Source organism: Pseudomonas sp. R2-7-07 (assembly GCF_003852355.1).
Taxonomy (GTDB): Bacteria; Pseudomonadota; Gammaproteobacteria; order Pseudomonadales; family Pseudomonadaceae; genus Aquipseudomonas.
The window spans coordinates 1,848,632-1,870,268 of the sequence record NZ_CP027759.1 but is presented as its reverse complement, the minus strand read 5'-3'; the positions used below and the strand labels follow the sequence as shown (position 1 = coordinate 1,870,268).

17 protein-coding genes are annotated in these 21,637 nt (G+C 61.6%); 4 read left to right on the top strand and 13 right to left on the bottom strand.

Annotated elements, in window-relative coordinates:
• Window positions 1–75 precede the first annotated feature (75 nt).
• From rpsA to mtnA, 8 genes are all read right to left on the bottom strand, one after another.
• Window positions 76–1,761 (bottom strand): 30S ribosomal protein S1, encoded by a 1,686-nt coding sequence (gene rpsA / locus C4J86_RS08525; protein WP_124361860.1) that lies wholly within the window; start codon window positions 1,759–1,761, stop codon window positions 76–78.
• 119 nt (window positions 1,762–1,880) lie between these two features.
• The gene (gene cmk, locus C4J86_RS08520) at window positions 1,881–2,570 is read right to left on the bottom strand and encodes a (d)CMP kinase (protein ID WP_005786302.1); all 690 of its coding nucleotides are present in this window, start codon (window positions 2,568–2,570) and stop codon (window positions 1,881–1,883) included.
• Window positions 2,567–4,777 carry a bifunctional prephenate dehydrogenase/3-phosphoshikimate 1-carboxyvinyltransferase gene (locus C4J86_RS08515; RefSeq protein ID WP_256681738.1) on the bottom strand — a complete coding sequence of 737 codons (2,211 nt, stop codon included), beginning with the start codon at window positions 4,775–4,777 and terminating at the stop codon, window positions 2,567–2,569. The genes cmk and C4J86_RS08515 overlap by 4 nt, the downstream gene beginning before the upstream one ends.
• Window positions 4,778–4,805: 28 nt before the next feature.
• Entirely contained in the window at window positions 4,806–5,918 is a 1,113-nt protein-coding gene (gene hisC / locus C4J86_RS08510; RefSeq protein WP_124370080.1) for a histidinol-phosphate transaminase, read from the bottom strand.
• A gap of 9 nt (window positions 5,919–5,927) precedes the next feature.
• Entirely contained in the window at window positions 5,928–7,022 is a 1,095-nt protein-coding gene (gene pheA / locus C4J86_RS08505; RefSeq protein ID WP_094952927.1) for a prephenate dehydratase, read from the bottom strand.
• Entirely contained in the window at window positions 7,022–8,107 is a 1,086-nt protein-coding gene (serC, locus tag C4J86_RS08500) for a 3-phosphoserine/phosphohydroxythreonine transaminase (RefSeq protein ID WP_124370079.1), read from the bottom strand. The genes pheA and serC overlap by 1 nt, the downstream gene beginning before the upstream one ends.
• 231 nt (window positions 8,108–8,338) lie before the next feature.
• Entirely contained in the window at window positions 8,339–10,993 is a 2,655-nt protein-coding gene (gene gyrA, locus C4J86_RS08495; RefSeq protein ID WP_124370078.1) for a DNA gyrase subunit A, read from the bottom strand.
• Window positions 10,994–11,418: 425 nt separating this feature from the next.
• On the bottom strand, window positions 11,419–12,489 hold the full coding sequence (mtnA, locus tag C4J86_RS08490) for an S-methyl-5-thioribose-1-phosphate isomerase (RefSeq protein WP_124370077.1): 1,071 nt from the start codon (window positions 12,487–12,489) through the stop codon (window positions 11,419–11,421).
• Window positions 12,490–12,598: 109 nt separating this feature from the next.
• On the opposite strand from mtnA, the gene C4J86_RS08485 reads away from it, so the two are divergent.
• The 4 genes from C4J86_RS08485 to C4J86_RS08470 all read left to right on the top strand — a co-directional run bounded on the left by C4J86_RS08485 (window position 12,599) and on the right by C4J86_RS08470 (window position 16,258).
• Entirely contained in the window at window positions 12,599–13,930 is a 1,332-nt protein-coding gene (locus tag C4J86_RS08485) for a TRZ/ATZ family hydrolase (protein ID WP_124370076.1), read from the top strand.
• A 29-nt stretch (window positions 13,931–13,959) separates the two neighbouring features.
• Window positions 13,960–14,658 carry a bifunctional 2-polyprenyl-6-hydroxyphenol methylase/3-demethylubiquinol 3-O-methyltransferase UbiG gene (ubiG, locus tag C4J86_RS08480; protein WP_124361853.1) on the top strand — a complete coding sequence of 233 codons (699 nt, stop codon included), beginning with the start codon at window positions 13,960–13,962 and terminating at the stop codon, window positions 14,656–14,658.
• Between the two features lie 4 nt (window positions 14,659–14,662).
• Window positions 14,663–15,334: an N-acetylmuramic acid 6-phosphate phosphatase MupP gene (gene mupP / locus C4J86_RS08475; protein ID WP_124361852.1), complete on the top strand. Its 672-nt coding sequence runs from the start codon at window positions 14,663–14,665 to the stop codon at window positions 15,332–15,334.
• 183 nt (window positions 15,335–15,517) lie between these two features.
• On the top strand, window positions 15,518–16,258 hold the full coding sequence (locus tag C4J86_RS08470; RefSeq protein WP_124366321.1) for a YciK family oxidoreductase: 741 nt from the start codon (window positions 15,518–15,520) through the stop codon (window positions 16,256–16,258).
• Window positions 16,259–16,375: 117 nt separating this feature from the next.
• Here the strand turns inward: C4J86_RS08470 and C4J86_RS08465 are convergent, their stop codons facing one another.
• The 5 genes from C4J86_RS08465 to C4J86_RS08445 are packed head-to-tail and all read right to left on the bottom strand — an operon-like array spanning window position 16,376 to window position 21,636.
• The gene (locus C4J86_RS08465; RefSeq protein ID WP_124370075.1) at window positions 16,376–17,890 is read right to left on the bottom strand and encodes an ABC transporter substrate-binding protein; all 1,515 of its coding nucleotides are present in this window, start codon (window positions 17,888–17,890) and stop codon (window positions 16,376–16,378) included.
• Window positions 17,872–18,891, bottom strand: a complete 1,020-nt coding sequence (locus C4J86_RS08460) for an ABC transporter ATP-binding protein (RefSeq protein ID WP_124370074.1) — start codon at window positions 18,889–18,891, stop codon at window positions 17,872–17,874. Before C4J86_RS08460 ends, C4J86_RS08465 begins: the two co-directional genes overlap by 19 nt.
• Window positions 18,888–19,844, bottom strand: a complete 957-nt coding sequence (locus C4J86_RS08455) for an ABC transporter ATP-binding protein (protein ID WP_124370073.1) — start codon at window positions 19,842–19,844, stop codon at window positions 18,888–18,890. The genes C4J86_RS08460 and C4J86_RS08455 overlap by 4 nt, the downstream gene beginning before the upstream one ends.
• Window positions 19,841–20,692, bottom strand: a complete 852-nt coding sequence (locus C4J86_RS08450; protein WP_124370072.1) for an ABC transporter permease — start codon at window positions 20,690–20,692, stop codon at window positions 19,841–19,843. Before C4J86_RS08450 ends, C4J86_RS08455 begins: the two co-directional genes overlap by 4 nt.
• Window positions 20,689–21,636, bottom strand: a complete 948-nt coding sequence (locus C4J86_RS08445) for an ABC transporter permease (RefSeq protein ID WP_124370071.1) — start codon at window positions 21,634–21,636, stop codon at window positions 20,689–20,691. Before C4J86_RS08445 ends, C4J86_RS08450 begins: the two co-directional genes overlap by 4 nt.
• Window position 21,637: the final 1 nt, after the last annotated feature.

Sequence of the window (21,637 nt, the reverse complement as noted above, 5' to 3'; positions counted from 1 at the left end):
GCGGTGTTGATTCATCAAATTTCAGGCACAAAAAAGGGCGACCGAAGTCGCCCTTTTCCTACAGCTTTACAGAACTTAGTTCTGCTTAGCCATTGCTTCGCGCAGCAGGGAGGCCATGGTGGTCTCGCCAGTTGCAGCTGCCGGAGCTTCTTTCAGGCTCTGGATAGCTTCTTTCTCTTCCACTTCGTCTTTGGACTTGATGGAGAGCTGGATTACGCGGCTCTTGCGGTCAACGCTGATGATCTTGGCTTCTACTTCCTGGCCTTCTTTCAGAACGTTGCGCGCGTCTTCAACGCGGTCACGGCTGATTTCGGAGGCTTTCAGAGTCGCTTCGATATCGTCGGCCAGAGTGATGATGGCGCCTTTGGCGTCAACTTCTTTCACTGTACCTTTAACGATGGCGCCTTTGTCGTTCTCTTGAACGTACTCGGAGAACGGATCGCTTTCCAGTTGCTTGATACCCAGGGAGATGCGCTCGCGCTCTGGGTCAACCGACAGGATAACGGTGTCCAGCTCGTCGCCCTTCTTGAAACGACGAACAGCTTCTTCGCCCACTTCGTTCCAGGAGATGTCGGACAGGTGAACCAGGCCGTCGATGCCGCCGTCCAGACCAATGAAGATACCGAAATCGGTGATCGACTTGATGGTGCCGGAGATTTTATCGCCCTTGTTGAACTGGCCAGAGAAATCTTCCCATGGGTTAGATTTGCACTGCTTGATGCCCAGGGAGATACGACGACGCTCTTCGTCGATGTCCAGAACCATAACTTCCACTTCGTCGCCGACTTGTACGACTTTCGAAGGGTGGATGTTCTTGTTGGTCCAGTCCATTTCGGAAACGTGTACCAGGCCTTCAACGCCTTCTTCCAGCTCAGCGAAGCAGCCGTAGTCAGTCAGGTTGGTAACACGCGCGGTCACGCGGGTGCCTTCTGGGTAACGGGCTTTGATAGCGACCCATGGATCTTCACCCAGTTGCTTCAGGCCCAGGGAAACACGGTTGCGTTCGCGATCGTATTTCAGAACCTTGACATCGATCTCATCGCCAACGTTGACGATTTCGGAAGGATGCTTGATACGCTTCCAAGCCATGTCGGTAATGTGCAGCAGGCCATCGACGCCACCCAGATCGACGAATGCGCCGTAATCGGTGAGGTTCTTGACGATACCTTTGACTTGTTGGCCTTCCTGCAGGGATTCCAGCAGAGCTTCACGCTCGGCGGAGTTCTCTGCTTCCAGCACGCTGCGACGGGAAACGACAACGTTGTTGCGCTTCTGGTCGAGTTTGATGACCTTGAATTCGAGTTCTTTGCCTTCCAGGTGCGTGGTGTCGCGCACTGGACGAACGTCGACCAAAGAACCTGGCAGGAACGCACGGATGCCGTTAACGTCGACAGTGAAGCCGCCTTTAACCTTACCGTTGATAACGCCCTTGACCACTTCTTCAGCTGCGAAGGCTGCTTCGAGAACAATCCAGCATTCAGCGCGCTTGGCTTTTTCACGGGACAGCTTGGTTTCACCGAAACCGTCTTCAACCGAGTCCAGAGCAACGTGAACTTCGTCACCGACATTGATTGTCAGATCACCAGCATCGTTGTAGAACTGTTCCAGCGGGATCAGAGCTTCAGACTTCAGACCAGCGTGAACGGTTACCCAGCGAGCTTGGTAATCGATATCAACGATAACACCGGTGATGATGGAGCCTGCCTGAAGGTTCAGGGTTTTTAGGCTTTCTTCAAAGAGTTCCGCAAAGCTTTCGCTCATTTTAATTCCTGTTGATAAGGGCGAAGAATACGCCCATCTCCACACCCCAGACGGTGTGGGTCAGTTTCAATTAAAAGAAGCGCCGCAGGACTATGACTGGTCCCCTGCAACCTTCTTGGTCACCCGGCGATATCGCGAATGGCGATCTCGCTCATGATGCGTTCCAGCACCTGCTCGATGGACAACTCCGTGGAATCCAGCTGTATGGCGTCAGCCGCCGGCTTGAGCGGGGCTACCGCACGCTGGGTATCACGCTCATCGCGTGCACGGATCTCATCTAGCAGACTCGACAGACTAACACCATCGACTTTGCCCTTCAACTGCAAGTAGCGGCGGCGGGCACGCTCCTCGGCGCTGGCGGTCAGGAAAATCTTCAAAGGCGCCTCGGGAAACACCACGGTGCCCATGTCGCGGCCGTCGGCCACCAGGCCCGGCGGCTCCTGAAACGCGCGCTGGCGCTGCAGCAAAGCCTCGCGAACCGCCGGCAGAGCCGCCACCTGGGACGCGCCGGCGCCGATACTCTCGGTGCGAATCACGTCACTGACTTCATCACCTTCGAGGATGATGCGCTGCAATTGACCGTCGGTCGCCGCGATGAACTGCACGTCCAGATGGGCGGCGATTTTCGTCAGCAACTCTTCGTTGGTCAGATCCACACCATGGTTACGCGCAGCGAACGCCAGCAGGCGATACAGCGCGCCGGAATCCAGCAGGCACCAGCCCAGGCGCTTGGCCAGGATGCCGGCGATCGTGCCTTTGCCCGAGCCGCTTGGCCCGTCGATGGTAATCACCGGTGCTTTGATATTCACAATTGAGCCTCTTGGGCAACACGCATGCCGACGTGGGCACACAGTGTAAGAAAATTCGGAAAAGATGTAGCAACGTTGGCGCAATCACGGATACGAATCGGCGCCGCCGCTCGCAAGGATGCCACGCTGAACGCCATGGCAATCCGATGATCGTCATGGGCATGCACGTCGCCACCGTCTATCGAGCCGCCGTCGATGATAATCCCATCAGGCGTCGGTTCACACTTCACACCCAGCGCCAACAGACCGTCGGCCATGACCTGGATACGGTCGGACTCCTTCACCCGCAACTCCTCGGCACCGCGCAGCACGGTGCGCCCCTGCGCGCAGGCGGCAGCGACGAACAGCACGGGAAACTCGTCGATCGCCAGCGGCACCAGCGCTTCGGGAATCTCGATACCCTTGAGCACAGCCGCGCGTACACGCAGGTCGGCGACCGGCTCACCGCCCACTTCACGCGGGTTTTCCAAGGTGATGTCCGCACCCATCAGGCGCAGGATATCGATCACCCCGGTGCGGGTCGGGTTGATACCGACATGCTCCAGCAACAACTCGGAACCCTCGGCAATCGTGGCCGCGACCAGGAAAAATGCCGACGAGGAGATGTCCCCCGGTACCTCTATATGGGTAGCGGTCAACGCATGCCCGGATTCAACCGACGCCGTCGCGCCCTCCACGCCTACCGGATAGCCAAAACCGCGCAACATGCGCTCGGTGTGGTCGCGGGTCGGTGCAGGCTCGGTCACGCAGGTTTTACCTTCGGCATACAGCCCGGCCAACAACAGGCAGGATTTCACCTGGGCGCTGGCCATCGGCAGTACATAATTCAAGCCTTTCAGCCCCTGACCGCCGCGGATGGTCAGCGGCGGACGCCCTTGCGGCCCGGTCTCGATCACTGCGCCCATTTCCCGCAACGGCTCAGCCACGCGACTCATCGGGCGCTTGGACAGCGATGCATCGCCCGTCAGCACGCTGTCGAAGCGCTGCGCCGCCAGCAACCCGGACAACAGGCGCATGGACGTTCCGGAGTTACCCAGGTAAATCGGCCCTGGCGCCGGTTTCAGGCCGTGCAAACCCACGCCATGAATCGTCACCCGCCCATGGTGCGGCCCTTCGATCACCACGCCCATGTCGCGAAATGCCTGCAACGTCGCCAAGGCATCCTCGCCCTCCAGGAAGCCTTCAACTTCGGTCACGCCGTCGGCCAATGAGCCCAGCATGATCGACCGATGGGAGATCGACTTGTCACCCGGCACCCGGATGCGCCCGCTTAAGCGGCCACCGGGGCTGGCGATGAACGTCAGCTCGTCGGCGTCCACAGCGGTTTCCATATAGGCCCGGCGCGCCAGGATCTTGCTGAAGTGCTCACGCGCCACCCGCGCACGGGTGAACACGCCCAGTAATTGGTGGCCATCGCCCGCATCCACCGCATCGCGCAAGGCATCCAGGTCGCTGCGGAAGGTGTCCAAGGTGCGCAACACCGCTTCGCGATTGGCGAGGAAGATGTCGTGCCACATCACCGGATCGCTGCCGGCAATCCGTGTGAAGTCGCGAAAACCTCCGGCGGCATAGCGGAAAATCTCCAGATTTTCGTTGCGCTTGGCCAACGAATCCACCAGGCCAAACGCCAGCAGATGGGGCAGATGACTGGTAGCAGCGAGCACTTCGTCGTGGCGTTCGACCTGCATATGCTCCACGTCCGCCCCCAGCTCGCGCCACAGCCGATCCACCACGGCCAACGCCGCTGGGTCGGTCTGCGCAAGCGGGGTCAGGATCACTTTGTGCCGTCGAAACAGCTGTGCATTGGACGCTTCCACCCCGCTCTGCTCGGAACCGGCAATCGGATGGCCCGGCACGAAGCGCGGCGGCATTTCACCAAACGCCAGTTGCGCCGCGCGCACCACATTGCCCTTGGCACTGCCGACATCCGTGAGAATCGCGCTGCCCAGGTCCAGGCCGGCCAAAATCGCCAAAAGCTTTTCCATGGCCAGGATCGGTACCGCCAGCTGGATCACGTCGGCGCCCTGGCACGCGACGGCCAGGTCCGCCTCACAACGGTCTACCACCCCCAGTTCTACCGCCAACTGGCGCGAATGCGGGTCCAGGTCCACGCCGACCACTTCGCCGCACAAACCACTCTCACGCAGGCCTTTGGCGAATGAACCACCGATCAACCCAAGACCAACCACCACCAGGCGACCGATCATAGGCACAGCAGGTTGCAATGCAGTGACATCAACCACGGGCCAGAACCTTGGCCAACGCCTCCAGGAAGCGGCTGTTCTCAGCCGGTAACCCGATGGTGACACGCAGGTGATTCGGCATGCCGTAATTGGCCACCGGGCGCACGATCACGCCTTCGCGCAGCAACCCCTGGAAGACCGGGGCGGCTACCTGGCCGAGGTCGACACAGATGAAGTTGCCCTTGGACGCAATCCAGCCCAGGCCCAGCTCGCGGAAACCTGCCTGCAATTGCTGCATGCCGCTTTCGTTGAGGCGACGGCTTTCTGCCAGATAGTCGGCATCCTTGATCGCCGCACAGGCCGCCGCCAGGGCGAGACTATTGACGTTGAACGGCTGGCGCACGCGGTTCAGCACATCGGCAACCACCGCCGTGGACAAGCCGTAGCCGACCCGCAGCGAGGCCAGGCCATAGGCCTTGGAGAACGTGCGCGAGACCAGCAGGTTCGGGTAGGCCGCCAGGAAGTCCAGGCCATCCGGCAGGTCGCTGCCTTCGGCGTACTCGATGTAAGCCTCGTCCAGCACCACCAGCACGTGCTCGGGCACGCCTTGCAGGAAGTCGTCCAGCGCCTGTGCGTCGAACCAGGTACCGGTGGGGTTGTTCGGGTTGGCAATGAACACCACGCGGGTCTGGGCGTCGATGGCCGCCAGCATCGCCGGCAGGTCATGGCCCCACTCTTTCGCCGGGATAACGCGGGCATCCGCGCCTACGGCCTGGGTCACGATCGGGTAGACCGCAAAGGCATGCTCACTGAACACCGCATTCAGGCCCGGCGCCAGATAGGCGCGACCGACCAGCTCAAGGATGTCGTTGGAACCGTTGCCCAAGGTCACCTGATTCAGCTCGACCCGGCATTTTTGCGCCAGCAGCGACTTGAGGGCAAAGCCGTTGCCGTCGGGGTAACGGGTCAGCTCAGCCAGCTCTTCACGAATCGCCGCCAGCACCTTGGGGCTCGGGCCCAGCGGGTTTTCGTTACTCGCCAGCTTGACGATCCTGGACGGGTCCAGATTCAACTCACGCGCCAGCTCGTCCACAGGCTTGCCCGGAACGTAAGGCGACAGTTGTTGCACGCCCGGCTGCGCCAGGGCGAGGAAGTTGCCACTCATGTTAAAGCCTCACAAAACCGCTTTCGGGTAAGAGCCCAGCACCTTGAGTGCCACGGCCTCCTGGCTGATTTTCTCCAGCACGCCTTTGACCAGTGGGTCGCGGTGATGCCCGATGAAGTCGATGAAGAACACGTAGGTCCATTTACCGCTGCGCGAAGGACGCGTCTCGATGCGCGTCAGGTCGATGCCGTTGTCATGGAACGGCACCAGCAGCTCATGCAGCGCGCCGGGCTTGTTGCTCATGGAAACGATGATCGACGTCTTGTCATCGCCCGTGGGCGGCACTTCCTGGCTGCCGATCATCAGGAAACGCGTGGAGTTGTCCGGGCGGTCCTCGATTTTCTCGGCCAGGCGCGTCAAGCCATACAGGCCCGCCGCCATATCGCCGGCAATCGCCGCCGAGTTCCACTCGCCCTTGACCCGCTTGGCCGCCTCGGCATTGCTGGAGACCGCCACGCGCTCGACATTCGGGTAATGCGCATCCAGCCACTTGCGGCACTGCGCCAGGGACTGGGCGTGGGAATAGATCCGGCTGATGCTGTCGGTCTTGGTGTTCTCGCCCACCAACAGGTGATGGTGGATGCGCAGCTCGACCTCACCGCAGATCACCATGTCGTGTTCCAGGAAGCTGTCCAGCGTGTGGTTGACCGCGCCTTCGGTGGAGTTTTCCACCGGCACCACGCCAAAATTCACCGCACCGGCTGCCACTTCGCGGAACACTTCGTCGATCGCCGCCATCGGCTTGCTGATCACGGCATGGCCGAAATGCTTCATGGCTGCCGCCTGGGTGAAGGTGCCTTCCGGACCGAGGTACGCCACTTTCAGCGGCTGCTCCAGGGCCAGGCATGAAGACATGATTTCACGGAACAACCGCGCCATTTCTTCGTTGCCCAGCGGGCCTTGGTTGCGTTCCATCACGCGTTTGAGCACCTGGGCTTCTCGCTCGGGCCGGTAGAACACCGGCACTTCGCCTTCTGCCAGGGACGCCATTTTCACCCGCGCCACTTCCTGGGCGCAGCGTGCGCGCTCACTGATCAGCTCGAGGACTTTCTCGTCCAGGCTGTCGATGCGTACACGCAGGGCCTTGAGTTCTTGCTCAGACATTAGCCGTGTTCCTTTTCAAACTCTGCCATGTAGGCAACCAGCGCGTTGATCGCGTGGATGTCGACAGCGTTATAGATGGAGGCGCGCATGCCGCCGACCGAACGGTGGCCCTTGAGGTTCAACAGGCCACGCGCTTCGGCGCCGGCCAGGAATGGCTTGTCCAGGCGGTCGTCAGCCAGGCGGAACGGCACGTTCATCCACGAGCGGTCGCTGAGGTTGATCGGGTTGCTGTACAGGCCGCTGGCGTCGATGAAGTCGTACAGAGTGCGCTTCTTCACTTCGTTGAGCTTACCCATGGCCACCACGCCGCCCTGCTCCTTGAGCCATTCGAACACCAGGCCGGACAGGTACCAGGCGAACGCCGGCGGGGTGTTGTACATCGAGCCGTTATCGGCCGCGACCTTGTAGTTGAGCATGGTCGGGCACAGCGAGCGGGCGCGACCCAGCAGGTCTTCACGGATGATGTTGACCAGGATGCCGCTCGGGCCGATGTTTTTCTGCGCGCCGGCGTAGATCATGCCGTACTTGGACACATCGATCGGGCGCGAGAGGATGTCCGAAGACATGTCGCACACCAGTGGAACGTCGCCAACCTGCGGCACCCAGTCGAATTCCAGGCCACCGATGGTTTCGTTGGCGACGTAGTGCACGTAGGCCGCGTCCTTCGACAGTTTCCATTCGTTCTGACCCGGAATGGCGAAGTAGTCATAAGGCTTGGCGGTGCCTGCCACGTTGACGTGACCGTAGCGGGAGGCCTCTTCAATGGCCTTCTGGCCCCAGATACCGGTGTCGATATAGTCGGCGGTACCGTCTTCCGGCAGCAGGTTCAGCGGGATCTGGGCGAACTGCTGGCTCGCGCCGCCCTGCAGGAACAGCACTTTGTAGTGGGAGGGGATGTCCAGCAAGTCGCGCAGATCCTGCTCGGCCTTGGTGGCGATGGACACGAACTCATCGCTACGATGGCTCATTTCCATCACAGAGAGGCCTTTTCCATGCCAGTCGAGGAGTTCAGCCTGCGCGCGCTGCAGGACTGCTTCAGGAAGCGCCGCGGGACCGGCACAGAAGTTATAGGCTCTCTTGCTCACATCCAATCTCACTCTGGTCTGGTGGTAGTCACGCAAACATATCAGCCGACACCGGATCCCGTGTGGGAGCGGGCTTGCTCGCGAAAGCGGTGGGTCAGTCAGCTTATGTGCCGGTGACACTCCGCAATCGGGAGCAAGCCCCCTCCCACAGTTGGATTTTCATCGCTGTCGATATTTCCATCCGGACAAACAACAAGGGGGCGAATCTTCATCCGCCCCCTGTGTGTCCGCTTATTCCTGCGGTTCTTCTTCGTCTGCGGCTGCATCGAGGGTTGGCTCGTCGACGTTGTCATCGCCGGTTGCGATCACCTCGCCCTCAAAACCTTCCCCTTCGAGCTCGTCATCTTCAACTTCCGAAGGCTCCTGCACACGTTCCAGGCCGACCAGTTTTTCGTCCTTGGCCAGCTTGATCAAGGTCACGCCCTGGGTGTTACGGCCCAGGCTCGAGACTTCTGCCACGCGGGTACGTACCAGGGTGCCCTGGTCGGAAATCAGCATGATTTCCTCGCCGTCGAGCACCTGCACCGCGCCGACCAGACGACCGTTGCGGTCGTTGCTGACCATGGCGATCACGCCCTGGCCGCCACGCTTGTACTCCGGGAACTCGCTGATGGCGGTGCGCTTGCCGTAGCCACGCTCGGACGCGGTAAGGATCTGGCTGCCTTCTTCCGGGATCAGCATGGAAATCAGCTTCTGCCCTTCCGGCAGGCGCATGCCGCGCACACCACGGGCAGTACGGCCCATGGCGCGAACGTCGGATTCCTTGAAGCGCGTGACCTTGCCGCCGTCGGAGAACAGCATGACTTCGCGCTCGCCGTCGGTGATGGCCGCCGAAATCAGCACGTCGCCTTCATCCAGCTCCAGGGCGATCAGGCCCACGCTGCGTTGACGGCTGAAGGATTCCAGCGGGGTCTTCTTCACGGTGCCTTTGGCGGTGGCCATGAAGATGAAGTGACCCTCGGTGTATTCATCGACCGGCAGCATGGTGGTGATGTACTCATCACTGTCCAGCGGCAGCAGGTTGACCAGTGGGCGACCACGGGCAGCGCGGGAGGCTTCAGGGATTTCGTAGGTTTTCAGCCAGTACACCTTGCCCTTGCTGGAGAACAGCAGCAGCGTGGTGTGGCTGTTGGCAACCAGCAGGTGAGCGATGTAGTCCTCATCCTTCACGCCGGTAGCCGATTTACCTTTACCGCCACGACGCTGGGCCTGGTAGGCCGCCAATGGCTGAGTCTTGGCATAGCCGCCGTGGGAGATGGTCACCACGCGCTCTTCTTCCGGGATCATGTCACCCAGGGTCAGGTCGAGGCGCGCATCAAGGATTTCGGTACGGCGCACGTCGCCGTATTCGGCGCGGATCACTTCGAGTTCTTCGCGGATCACTTCCATCAGGCGCACGGCGCTGTTGAGGATGCGGATCAACTCGCCGATCTGGTTGAGGATTTCCTGGTACTCGGCCAGCAGCTTCTCGTGCTCCAGACCGGTCAGACGGTGCAGGCGCAGTTCCAGGATGGCCTGGGCCTGTTCCGGCGACAGGAAGTACTTGCCTTCGCGCAGGCCGTATTGCGGATCCAGGGTTTCCGGACGGCACGAGTCGGCGCCGGCGCGTTCAACCATCGCGACCACAGCGCTGGATTCCCACGGCGTGCTGATCAGCGCTTCCTTGGCTTCCGACGGGGTTGGCGAGGCCTTGATCAGGGCGATCACCGGGTCGATGTTCGACAGCGCAACCGCCTGGCCTTCCAGGATGTGGCCGCGCTCGCGGGCCTTGCGCAGTTCGAACACGGTACGGCGGGTGACCACTTCGCGGCGGTGACGCACGAAGGCTTCCAGCAAGTCCTTGAGGTTCAGGATGCGCGGGCGGCCATCGATCAGCGCAACAACGTTGATACCAAACACGCTTTGCAGCTGGGTCTGAGCGTAGAGGTTGTTGAGGATCACCTCAGGCACTTCGCCACGACGCAGCTCGATCACCACGCGCATACCGTCTTTGTCGGACTCGTCGCGCAGCTCGGTGATGCCTTCGAGCTTCTTCTCTTTAACCAGCTCGGCGATCTTTTCGATCAGGCGCGCCTTGTTCAGCTGGTACGGAAGTTCGGTGATGACGATCTGCTGGCGGCCACCGACCTTGTCGATGTCTTCGATCATCGAGCGGGCGCGCATGTAAATGCGGCCACGGCCGGTGCGGTAGGCTTCGATGATGCCGGCGCGACCGTTGATGATCGCGGCGGTCGGGAAGTCCGGGCCGGGGATGTATTGCATCAGCTCATCGATGGTCAGCTCGGGGTTGTCGATGAGGGCCAGGCAACCGTCGATCACTTCACCGAGGTTGTGCGGCGGGATGTTGGTCGCCATGCCCACGGCGATACCGCTGGAACCGTTGACCAGCAGGTTGGGAATACGGGTGGGCATCACGGCCGGGATCATTTCGGTGCCGTCGTAGTTCGGCACCCAGTCCACGGTTTCTTTATGCAGGTCGGCCAGCAGCTCGTGCGCCAGCTTGGTCATGCGCACTTCGGTGTATCGCATGGCTGCGGCGTTGTCGCCGTCGACCGAACCGAAGTTGCCCTGGCCGTCTACCAGCAGGTAGCGCAGGGAAAACGGCTGGGCCATCCGAACGATGGTGTCGTACACCGCAGTGTCGCCGTGAGGGTGATACTTACCGATCACGTCACCGACAACACGGGCAGATTTCTTGTACGGCTTGTTCCAGTCGTTACCCAGCTCGCTCATCGCGAACAGCACACGCCGGTGCACGGGCTTCAAGCCGTCGCGCGCATCAGGCAGTGCCCGACCGACAATTACGCTCATCGCGTAGTCGAGGTAGGACTGTTTCAGCTCGTCTTCGATATTGACCGGGAGGATTTCTTTGGCCAGTTCGCCCATGAGAAGCCTGATTCCTTTTTCGGGTGAAACTTCGTCACGTCCAGATGGGCCGAACGAAGCTCGCCGCTGCCGGCACGGTGCCTGACAACGACTTACGACAAATCAACGAGTTATGACACGGATCTGCACGTTATGGACAACCCCTCGGGGCGGCCCTGGAAACCGCCGGATGTTATCACAATCGCCGCCACGCACCTATCCCCCTGATGCGCATGGAGGCTAGTAATTTGATGAATGACAGGCTTGAGGAGGACGAGAGGGGCTCAGAGATGGGGTGGTGCTGTTTTTTGGGGGGTGGATCCGGAAGTTTTATTGACTTTTAGGGCCAATCGGGAGCAAGCCCCCTCCCACATTTTGACTGTGTTCACAAATCAAATGTGGGAGGGGGCTTGCTCCCGATTGCTCTTCAACAAACACCACCACCCTCAATGCAGCCGCTTACGGCACATCAGCTTAGCCAGCTTGGCCGCATCCGGCCGCTCCACCACCCCTTTCTCGGTGACGATCACATCAATCAGGTCGGCCGGGGTGACGTCGAAAACCGGATTGAAGGCCTGAACCTCCAGCCGCTGGCCATTCACCTCCAGCAGTTCAGCCACATCACGCTCTTCCAGGGCCACGTCATCGCCAGTGGCCATCATCAGGTCGAGGGTCGAGCTCGACGCCACCACCATAAAGCGCACGCCGTGGTGCATGGCGCACACGGCCAACTGATAGGTGCCGATCTTGCTGATCACATCGCCATTGGCCGCGATGCAGTCAGCGCCGACCACCACCCAGGTCACGCCTTTGGTTTTGAGGATATGCGCTCCGGCGGAGTCGGCATTGACCGTCACCGGGATACCCGCGCCCGCCAACTCCCACGCCGTCAGGCGCGAGCCTTGCAGCCAGGGACGGGTTTCGTTGGCATAGACCTGCTCGACCAGCCCCTCCAGGAACGCCGCGCGAATCACCCCGAGGGCCGTGCCGACACCGCCCGAGGCCAATGCGCCGGCATTGCCATGGGTGAGGATCGCCTGGGCGTTGCCCTGGTGCTTGCGAATCCGCTCCATACCCAATTGGGCCATGACCACATTGGCCTCGCGGTCACTTTCATGGATGGCGATGGCTTCGGCTTCCAGCACAGCCAATGGGTCGGCGTGCTGCTTGAGGCGGTCGAGGCGGTCGCGCATGCACTTCAGCGCCCAGAACAGGTTCGATGCAGTGGGTCGGGTATCGGTCAGCAGTGCGTAGTCTTCTTCCCAGGCCGCCTGCCAGTCGCCGCCTTCGGCCATGCGCTCGCGAGCAGCCAGCACCAGCCCGTAGGCTGCGCTGATGCCGATGGCCGAGGCGCCGCGCACCACCATCGAACGAATGGCGGCGGCCACCTCGCCGACGGTCGAGCACGCCACCCAGCATTCCCGGGCCGGCAGCGCACGCTGATCGAGCAGGTGCAGCACGCCATCACGCCAATCGATGGCCTTCACCTTCTCTGCAGCCAACAGTCGGTCGCGCATCCCTTACCCCGTACTCATGAACAAAAGCCGCCGATTATAGCGATCCGCCAGCCAGGACGCTCGGGTATACTTCGCCCTTCTTTTATAGCTGCCCAGGAAGAAGCCTGCGATGACGCCCACTGCCGCCCCGCTCGACTTATTGCTCCTGCCGACCTGGCTGGTCCCCGTCGAACCCGCTGGCGTGGTGCTCAAGGAGCATGGCCTGGGTATCCGTGACGGCTGCATCGTGTTTATCGGGCCGCGGGCGGCGGCGCTCAAGCTTGAGGCCAGCGAGGTGCGCGAGCTGCCCGGCATGCTGCTCAGCCCGGGCCTGATCAACGCCCACGGGCATGCGGCGATGAGCCTGTTTCGCGGCCTGGCCGATGACCTGCCGTTGATGACCTGGCTGGAAAAACACATCTGGCCCGCCGAGGCCAAGTGGGTCGATGAAGCCTTCGTCCGCGATGGCACCAACCTGGCCATCGCCGAGCAGCTCAAGGGCGGCATCACCTGTTTCTCGGATATGTACTTCTACCCCAAGGTCGCCAGCGACTGCGTGCACAACAGCGGCATGCGCGCACAGATCGCCATTCCGATCCTGGATTTCCCGATCCCCGGCGCCAGCAGCGCCGATGAGGCAATGCGCCAGGGTATCGAGCTGTTCGGCGACCTCAAGCACCACCCCCGCATCAAGATCACGTTCGGCCCCCACGCGCCTTACACCGTCAACGATGACAACCTGGAGAAAATCCGGGTGATCGCCGAAGAGCTGGACGCCGCAATTCATATGCATGTGCACGAAACCGCCTTCGAAGTGCAGCAGGCCGTGGAACAGACCGGCGAGCGGCCATTGGCGCGCCTGGGTCGCCTCGGCTTGCTGGGCCCGCGCTTCCAGGCCGTTCACATGACCCAAATCAGCGAGGATGACCTGGCTTTGCTGGTAGAAAGCAACACCAGCGTCATTCATTGCCCGGAATCGAATCTGAAACTGGCCAGCGGCTTCTGTCCGGTTGAACGCCTGTGGCAGGCTGGCGTCAATGTGGCTATAGGCACTGACGGCGCCGCCAGCAACAACGACCTCGACCTGTTGGGCGAAACCCGCACCGCCGCCATGCTGGCCAAGGCCGTCGCCGGTTCGGCGACCGCGCTGGACGCCCATCGCGCGCTGCGCATGGCGACCCTCAATGGCGCGCGGGCGATGGGCCTGGACAGCCAGATCGGCTCGCTGGAAGTCGGCAAGGCCGCAGATATCGTCGCCTTCGACCTTTCGGGGCTGGCGCAACAACCGATCTACGATCCGGTCTCACAGCTTATCTACGCTACCGGTCGCGATTGCGTGAAACACCTTTGGGTCGCCGGCAAGCAGTTGCTCGACGACCGACGATTGACCCGCATGGATGAAGCACAGTTGACCGCCACGGCCATTGCCTGGGGCCAGCGCATCAGCGGGCACAGCGAATAAACCGATTTATCAGATTCAGAGGATTCACCATGAGCAACGTCGACCACGCCGAAATCGCCAAATTCGAAGCCCTGGCCCACCGCTGGTGGGACCGTGAGAGCGAGTTCAAGCCCCTGCATGACATCAACCCGCTGCGGGTCAACTGGATTGACGAACGCGTCAACCTGGCCGGCAAGAAGGTGCTGGATGTGGGTTGTGGCGGTGGCATCCTCAGTGAAGCCATGGCCCAGCGTGGCGCTACCGTGATGGGCATCGACATGGGCGAAGCGCCGCTGGCCGTGGCCCAGCTGCACCAGCTGGAATCCGGCGTGAGCGTGGAGTACCGCCAGATCACCGCCGAAGCCCTGGCCGAGGAAATGCCTGAGCAGTTCGACGTGGTCACCTGCCTGGAAATGCTCGAGCACGTGCCGGACCCGTCTTCGGTGATCCGCGCCTGTTTCCGCATGGTCAAGCCTGGCGGCCAGGTGTTTTTTTCCACCATCAACCGCAATCCCAAGGCTTATCTGTTCGCGATCATCGGCGCCGAATACATCATGAAGCTGCTGCCGCGCGGCACCCATGACTTCAAGAAATTCATCCGCCCGTCCGAGCTGGGGGCCTGGAGCCGTCAGGCCGGCCTCAGCGTAAAAGACATCATCGGCCTGACCTACAACCCACTGACCAAGCACTACAAGCTGGCCAGCGACGTTGACGTCAACTACATGATCCAGACCCTGCGCGAGGAGTAAGCCTGTGAAGTTGCGAGCGGTTCTCTTCGACATGGACGGTACCCTGCTGGACACCGCGCCGGACTTTATCGCCATCTGCCAGGCCATGCGCGCCGAGCGTGGCCTGGCGCCGGTCAATCCGCAGCACATCCGCGATGAAATCTCCGGTGGCGCGCGGGCCATGGTCGCCGTGACCTTCTCGATGGACCCGGAGTCGCCAGGCTTTGAAGCACTGCGCCAGGAATTCCTCGAGCGCTACCTCAAAGACTGCGCGGTGCACAGCAAACTGTTCGACGGTATGGCCGAACTGCTGGAAGACATCGAGAAGGCCAAGCTGATCTGGGGCGTGGTCACTAACAAGCCGGTGCGCTTTGCCGAGCCGATCATGCAGCGACTGGGCCTGGCCGAACGCTCGGCCGTACTGATCTGCCCGGACCACGTGAAAAACAGCAAGCCGGACCCGGAACCGATGCTCCTGGCCTGCAAGCTGCTCAACCTGGACCCGGCCAGCGTGCTTTTCGTCGGCGATGACCTGCGTGACATAGAGTCCGGCCGTGATGCCGGTACGCGCACGGCGGCGGTGACCTATGGCTACATTCACCCGGATGACAACCCCCGTCACTGGGGCGCGGATGTGGTGGTGGACCACCCGCTGGAGCTGCGCAAGGTGCTGGATAACGCGCTGTGCAGTTGCTGATAACTCACCGCTCTTACTGACCGATGAAGATCCAATGTGGGAGGGGGCTTGCTCCCGATAGCAGTGGATCAGCCAATAAATGCAGTGACTGACACTCTGCTATCGGGAGCAAGCCCCCTCCCACATTTGGATTTGTGTACTGTTTGGATTTTGGCCACATACTGAATTTTGTCGAGGCTATTTATGTTTGATTACGCTGCACCGCCAGAACTGCTCAAAGGCCGCATCATCCTGGTCACCGGTGCCGGCCGTGGGATCGGCGCCGCCGCGGCGAAAACCTACGCGGCCCACGGCGCCACCGTGCTGCTGCTGGGCAAGACCGAAGCCAACCTGGCCCAGGTGTATGACGAGATCGAAGCGGCGGGCCAGCCGCAGCCGGTGGTGATCCCGTTCAACCTGGAGACTGCCCTGCCCCATCAATACGATGAGCTGGCGGCGATGATCGAAAGGGAATTTGGCCGCCTCGACGGCCTGCTGCACAACGCCTCGATCATCGGCCCACGCACACCGATCGAACAGTTGTCCGGCGAGAATTTCATGCGGGTGATGCACGTGAACGTCAACGCGATGTTCATGCTGACCAGCACCTTGCTGCCGCTGCTCAAACTGTCCCAGGATGCGTCGGTGGTGTTCACCTCCAGCAGCGTCGGGCGCAAGGGCCGGGCGTATTGGGGCGCCTACGGTGTGTCGAAGTTCGCAACCGAAGGCTTGATGCAGACCCTGGCCGATGAGCTGGAAGATGTCGCAGCCGTGCGCGCCAACAGCATCAACCCGGGCGGTACGCGCACCAGCATGCGGGCCCAGGCGTACCCAGGGGAAAACCCGATGGAAAGGCCGGCGCCGGAAGAGATCATGCCGGTGTACCTGTATTTGATGGGGCCGGACAGTGCGGGGATCAATGGACAGGCGTTTGATGCGCAGTAGCCATTGACACAACCTAAATCAAAATGTGGGAGGGGGCTTGCCCCCGATAGCGGTGGGTCAGTCACAGATACAGTGACTGACACCCTGCTATCGGGGGCAAGCCCCCTCCCACATTTTTTAGTTTTTCACCACTTCCTCGAGCGTGAAGCGCCCCAACGGGTTCTGCAGGAAGTTGCTCACATTCTTGCGTGAGATGTTGATATACGGGCTGTAATACAGATCAATCCAGTTCACATCCTGCTTCGCCAGTTTCTGCAATTGCACATACATCTGCTCACGCTTGGCCGGGTCGGCCTCGATGCGCGCTTGTGCCACCAGCGCCTTGACCTTGTCGTTCTGGTAGCGGGTCATGTAGTTCTGGTTGGTGTCGTGGCCCAGCACGAAGGTGGTCTTCTGGTCCGGGTCGAGAATGTCGTTGGTCCAGTACATCACCGAAATATCGTACTCACCGTCCACCAGCATCTGCCAGCTCTGGGTCGGGTCGACTTTCTGCAGGTTGGCGGTGACGCCGACCTTGGCCAGTTGGTCCTTGATGATCACCGCGATCTGCTCGTCAGCTTCATTGCCAGCGTTGACCACATAGTTCAACTTCAAGTCCGTGGCGCCTGCCTCTGCCAGCAGCTTTTTGGCCGCAGTCGGGTCATACGGGCGCTGCAGGTTATTGGCGTAGTGATACAGCGAGCCTTTGGGGATGTAGGAATACGCCACGGTGCCTTGACCGTAAGTGGCGGTCTTTACCAACGATTGTTTGTCGATGGCCATGTCCAGCGCTTCACGCACCTGCGGCTTGGCCAGCAGGCCGTGCGCGTGGTTGATCAGCAGGTGATCTTCGCGGGTGGACGGGTCGGCGTGGATCACCACGTTCGGGTCTTTCTTCAACTCCTCGACGCGGGAGAAGGGTACGAAGATCGCCGTGTCCAGCTCGTTGTTCTGCACCATGCGCATGCGTGTGTTGTCGTCGGTGACCGACACCCATTCCACGCCGTCCAGGCTGACCTTACTGGCCTGCCAGAAGTTCGGGTTCTTCTTCAGGACCACGCGGTCGCCCTTGCGCCATTCGTCCACGGTGAAGGCGCCGGAGGTCACCGGGTTTTCCGAGTAGGCATCTTCGCCCATCGCCGTCATGGCTTTTTCCGACAGGATCGACACCGTTGGCGAGGCCAATTGCGAGAGAAACGCCACAGCCGGGGTTTTCAGGGTAACCACCAGCGTCTTCGGATCGCTGGCCTTGGCGGTGTCGATCAGGCTGAACGGGTCACTCCACAGCGACGCCTTGTTATCGCGGATGCGCAACAGGCTGAACGCCGCATCGCTGGCGGTGATCGGCGAACCGTCGGAAAACTTCGCGTCGCGCAGTTTAAAGGTGTAGGTCAGGCCGTCCTTGGAAATCTCCCAGCTTTGCGCCAGGCCCGGTTCCATTTTGGTGCCCAGGTTATCCACGCGCACCAGGGTGTCGTAGACGTTGGCGAACACCCAGGTATCGCGGTTCTGCGCGCTTTTGATCGGGTCAAAGGTGGTGCTGTCTTCACGGCAGCCGATGGTCAACACGCCGGCGGCCTGGGCCAGGCCGGCAGTCAGGGACCAGGCGGTCAGCGTGGCGGCAGCGAGCAATTTCAGATGGCGCGATTGCATGTCATAACTCCTTGTTCATGATGGGCAGGAAGGGTCAAAGGGTGTTCAAGCACGCAACTGTATCGATGCTCGTGCAGCGAATGGGTGGGCGGCAACACCACGGAACACATGGCGCGGGCATACCGGCAACGCGGGTGAAACGCGCAACCGGTGGGCAGGTTCAGTGGGCTGGGTGGTTCGCCGGGCAGCGGCTGCGCCGGTAATGGACGATGCGGGTCAATCTGTGGAATCGCCTCGATCAACGCCGCCGTATAGGGGTGACGCGGTGCAGTGAATACAGCTTCCACCGGCCCTTCCTCGACGATCTTGCCCAGGTACATCACCGCCACGCGGTCGCACAGGCGCCGCACGATGGCCAGGTCATGGGCGATAAACAGGATCGCCAGGTTCATGCGCTGTTGCAATTGCAGCAGCAAGTTAATGATCTGGCCCTGGATCGACACGTCCAGCGCCGCCACGCATTCGTCGGCGATGATCAAGCGCGGCTCCACCGCCAGCGCCCGTGCGATTCCCACGCGCTGGCACTGGCCGCCGCTGAGGGAGCCCGGCTTGCGCGACGCCAATTCAGGCCGCAGGCCGACCAGTTCGAGCAGCTCATCGACCCGGGCGCGGATGTTTTCCGGGGCGACCTTGCGCTGCACCCGCAACACTTCGGCGAGGGTTTCGCCGAGAGTGAGGCGCGGGTTCAGGGCGGCGTAAGGGTCCTGGAAAATCATCGCGGTTTCCTGGCGCAACCGCGCAATATCGATGGCGCTGCCCTGGGCCATGTCGACACCGTCAAACAACACCTGACCGGCGCTGATCGGGTTAAGGTGCAAAATCGCCCGCCCCAACGTACTTTTACCGCTGCCGGACTCGCCCACCAGCCCGAGGGTTTCACCGGCCGCCAGGTTCAGTGAAACCCCGTTCACCGCCCTCACCCACTGCTTGTTCAACCCGAACAGGCCAGTGCCGGACGCGGCAAAGCGCACCTCCAGGTCCTTGATCTGCAGCAGACTCATGGGCGTTCTCCGAGGGGATAGTGACACGCCACCCGTGCGCCTTCCGGCAACAGCGCCGTACACAGGGCGCCGACCTGCGGGCAGCGGGGGTTGAAACGGCAGCCGTCAGGCAATGCGTCGAGCAGCGGTGGCTGGCCAGGGATAGTGCGCAGCAATGCATGACCGCTGCTGTGGGCCGGCTGGCAATCGATCAGCCCGGCGGTGTACGGATGCCGGGGGTGGGCGAGCAGTTCGTATTTGCTGCCGTGTTCGCACAGCCGCCCGGCGTACATCACCGCGATGGAGTCGCAGCTTTGCGCCACCACGCCGAGGTCATGGGTGATCATGATGATCGACAGGCCACGCTTGTCGCGAAGGTCGAGCAACAGCCGCAGGATTTGCGCCTGCACCGTCACATCGAGGGCGGTGGTGGGTTCGTCTGCGATCAGCACCTTAGGGTTGCACCCCAGGGCTACCGCAATCATCGCGCGCTGGCGCATGCCGCCGGAAAATTCATGGGGATAGTTGTCGACCCGCGCCTGCGGGTCGGGAATACCCACTTGGCGCAGCACGTCGATGGCCTGCAGGCGCGCGTCTTTTTTCGAGGCGCCCTGATGCAGGCGGATGCCCTCGGCGATCTGTTCGCCGATACGCATCAACGGGTCCAGGTGACTGCTGGGGTTCTGGAAAATCATGCCCAACTGCCCGCCCCGGATGGTACGCATGCCGGCTTCATCCAAGCGCAACAGGTCCTGGCCGGCCAGTTGCACTGCGCCGCCTTGTACGCGCAGGTTGGGCGACGGCAACAGGCGCATCAGCGCGCGACAGGCCAGGGTCTTGCCCGAACCGCTTTCACCGACCAACCCCAGGATCTCGCCTTCGGCCAGGTCAAACGACACGCGATCGACCAGGCACAACTCGCGCCCGGCGTTATTGGCGATCACGCTAAGGTCGCGCACCTGCAGCAGGCTCATGAACGATCCCCCAACACTTGCGCCACACCATCGGCCAGCAGGCTGAAGCCCATGGCCAGGGTCACGATGGCCACCCCTGGAAAGGTGCAGATCCACCAGGCGGTGGTGATAAAGGCCTGGCCCTCGGCGACCATCGTCCCCCATTCGGCGGTGGGCGGTTGCACGCCCAGGCCCAGGTAGCTCACGGCCGCACCGTTGAGCAGCACCAGCACCGCGTCGGACATGGAAAACACAATCGAGCCGAACAGCGCATTGGGCAGCAAATGCCGGAACAGGATGCGCCCATGGCCAAACCCCAGGCTCTTGGCGGCCAGGGCGAACTCGCTTTCCTTGAGCACCAGAATCTGCGAGCGGATCAACCGCGCATACGACACCCAGCCCACCAGCGCCATGGCGATGTAAAAGCTCTGCAGCCCAGGCCCGAGAATGGCCATGATCGCCAGCATCAGCACCAGGAACGGAAACGCCAGCACCACATCGATCACGCGCATGCACACACTGTCGAAGCGCCCACCGATATAGCCGGACACCGCGCCGACGAAGGTGCCGATCATGAACGGAAAGATCACCCCGACAATCGCCAGTTGCAGGTCGATGCGCGCGCCCCAGATCACCCGTGAAAGGATGTCACGGCCGTAGTTGTCCGTGCCGAACGGGTGCGCAATGCCGGGCGCAAGCAGACTCATCTCGGTGTTCTGCGCGATGGGGTCGTAGGGGGCGATCCACGGCGCGAACAGCGCCAGGGTCAACCATGCAAACAGTATCAACAGGCCCCACGCGGCAGTCAGGCGACCGTTGCCAAAACCCAGGCGCAGGCGCCAGGGGGCGACCAATGGGCGGCCGTTCATTGCATCTTCACCCGTGGGTCGAGGGCCACCGTCACCACGTCGGCGACGAAGTTGACCACCACCGTCGCACAGGCCAGCACCATCGCCACGCCCTGCACCACCATGTAATCGCGGGTAAAAATACCGCGCACCAGCAACTGGCCGATGCCGGGAATGGCGAACAGGCTTTCGATGACCACCGTGCCGCTGATCAGCCAGCCGATATTCACTGCCAGCAGGTTAACCGCCGGCACCAGCGAGTTGGGCACCACATGGCGACGGAACACGGCGGCTTCAGACAGCCCCCGCGCCCGTGCCGCGGTGACATGGTCGGCCTGCAGTTCCACCAGCATGCTCGCGCGCAGATTACGCACCAGCACCGCCGACAGCGCCAGCGCAATGGTCAGACACGGCAGCAGCATATGGTGGGCCTTGTCCAACCAGGTGCGGCCATAACCGGACACCGGAAACAGGCCCCATTGCACACTCAGCAACAGGATCAGCATCAGGCCCAGCCAGAACGCCGGCATGCCCAGGCCGACCGTGGTGAACACGCGAATCAGGGTGTCGGGCCAGCCGCCTTTATTGCGCGCCGCCAGTGTCGCCAGCGGCAGCGCGATCAACAGCGCCAGCACCACGCTGCCGAGCACCAGCACCGACGTCGGTTCGATACGGGTGACAATCAGCTTGAGGGCGTCGACCTTGTACAACAGCGATTGGCCGAGGTCGCCCTTGAGCAGGTTCTTCAGGAAATAGAAGTATTGCAGCCACAACGGCTCATCAAGGCCGTACTGGGCGCGGATTTTCAGCAACGCGTCCGGCGTGCTGCGCGAGCCCAGCAGCGCACGCGCCGGATCGCCCGGGATCGAGCGCACCAGCACGAAGGTGATCAAACTGATGCCCAACAGCACCGGCAACAACTGCAGGGGCCGGGACAACACGAAACGGTAGCGGGCCAGGTTCATC

What these genes read in the sequence shown, in the direction of transcription:
- mtnA (WP_124370077.1), bottom strand. Translation starts at nt 12,489, where the DNA reads ATGCGCGACCGACTGTTGGCTGCAGAGAAGGTGAAGGCCATCGATTGG.
- rpsA (WP_124361860.1), bottom strand. Translation starts at nt 1,761, where the DNA reads ATGAGCGAAAGCTTTGCGGAACTCTTTGAAGAAAGCCTAAAAACCCTG.
- C4J86_RS08445 (WP_124370071.1), bottom strand. Translation starts at nt 21,636, where the DNA reads ATGAACCTGGCCCGCTACCGTTTCGTGTTGTCCCGGCCCCTGCAGTTG.
- pheA (WP_094952927.1), bottom strand. Translation starts at nt 7,022, where the DNA reads ATGTCTGAGCAAGAACTCAAGGCCCTGCGTGTACGCATCGACAGCCTG.
- C4J86_RS08450 (WP_124370072.1), bottom strand. Translation starts at nt 20,692, where the DNA reads ATGAACGGCCGCCCATTGGTCGCCCCCTGGCGCCTGCGCCTGGGTTTT.
- gyrA (WP_124370078.1), bottom strand. Translation starts at nt 10,993, where the DNA reads ATGGGCGAACTGGCCAAAGAAATCCTCCCGGTCAATATCGAAGACGAG.
- hisC (WP_124370080.1), bottom strand. Translation starts at nt 5,918, where the DNA reads ATGAGTGGCAACTTCCTCGCCCTGGCGCAGCCGGGCGTGCAACAACTG.
- C4J86_RS08485 (WP_124370076.1), top strand. Translation starts at nt 12,599, where the DNA reads ATGACGCCCACTGCCGCCCCGCTCGACTTATTGCTCCTGCCGACCTGG.
- C4J86_RS08470 (WP_124366321.1), top strand. Translation starts at nt 15,518, where the DNA reads ATGTTTGATTACGCTGCACCGCCAGAACTGCTCAAAGGCCGCATCATC.
- C4J86_RS08455 (WP_124370073.1), bottom strand. Translation starts at nt 19,844, where the DNA reads ATGAGCCTGCTGCAGGTGCGCGACCTTAGCGTGATCGCCAATAACGCC.
- ubiG (WP_124361853.1), top strand. Translation starts at nt 13,960, where the DNA reads ATGAGCAACGTCGACCACGCCGAAATCGCCAAATTCGAAGCCCTGGCC.
- C4J86_RS08515 (WP_256681738.1), bottom strand. Translation starts at nt 4,777, where the DNA reads ATGATCGGTCGCCTGGTGGTGGTTGGTCTTGGGTTGATCGGTGGTTCA.
- C4J86_RS08460 (WP_124370074.1), bottom strand. Translation starts at nt 18,891, where the DNA reads ATGAGTCTGCTGCAGATCAAGGACCTGGAGGTGCGCTTTGCCGCGTCC.
- C4J86_RS08465 (WP_124370075.1), bottom strand. Translation starts at nt 17,890, where the DNA reads ATGCAATCGCGCCATCTGAAATTGCTCGCTGCCGCCACGCTGACCGCC.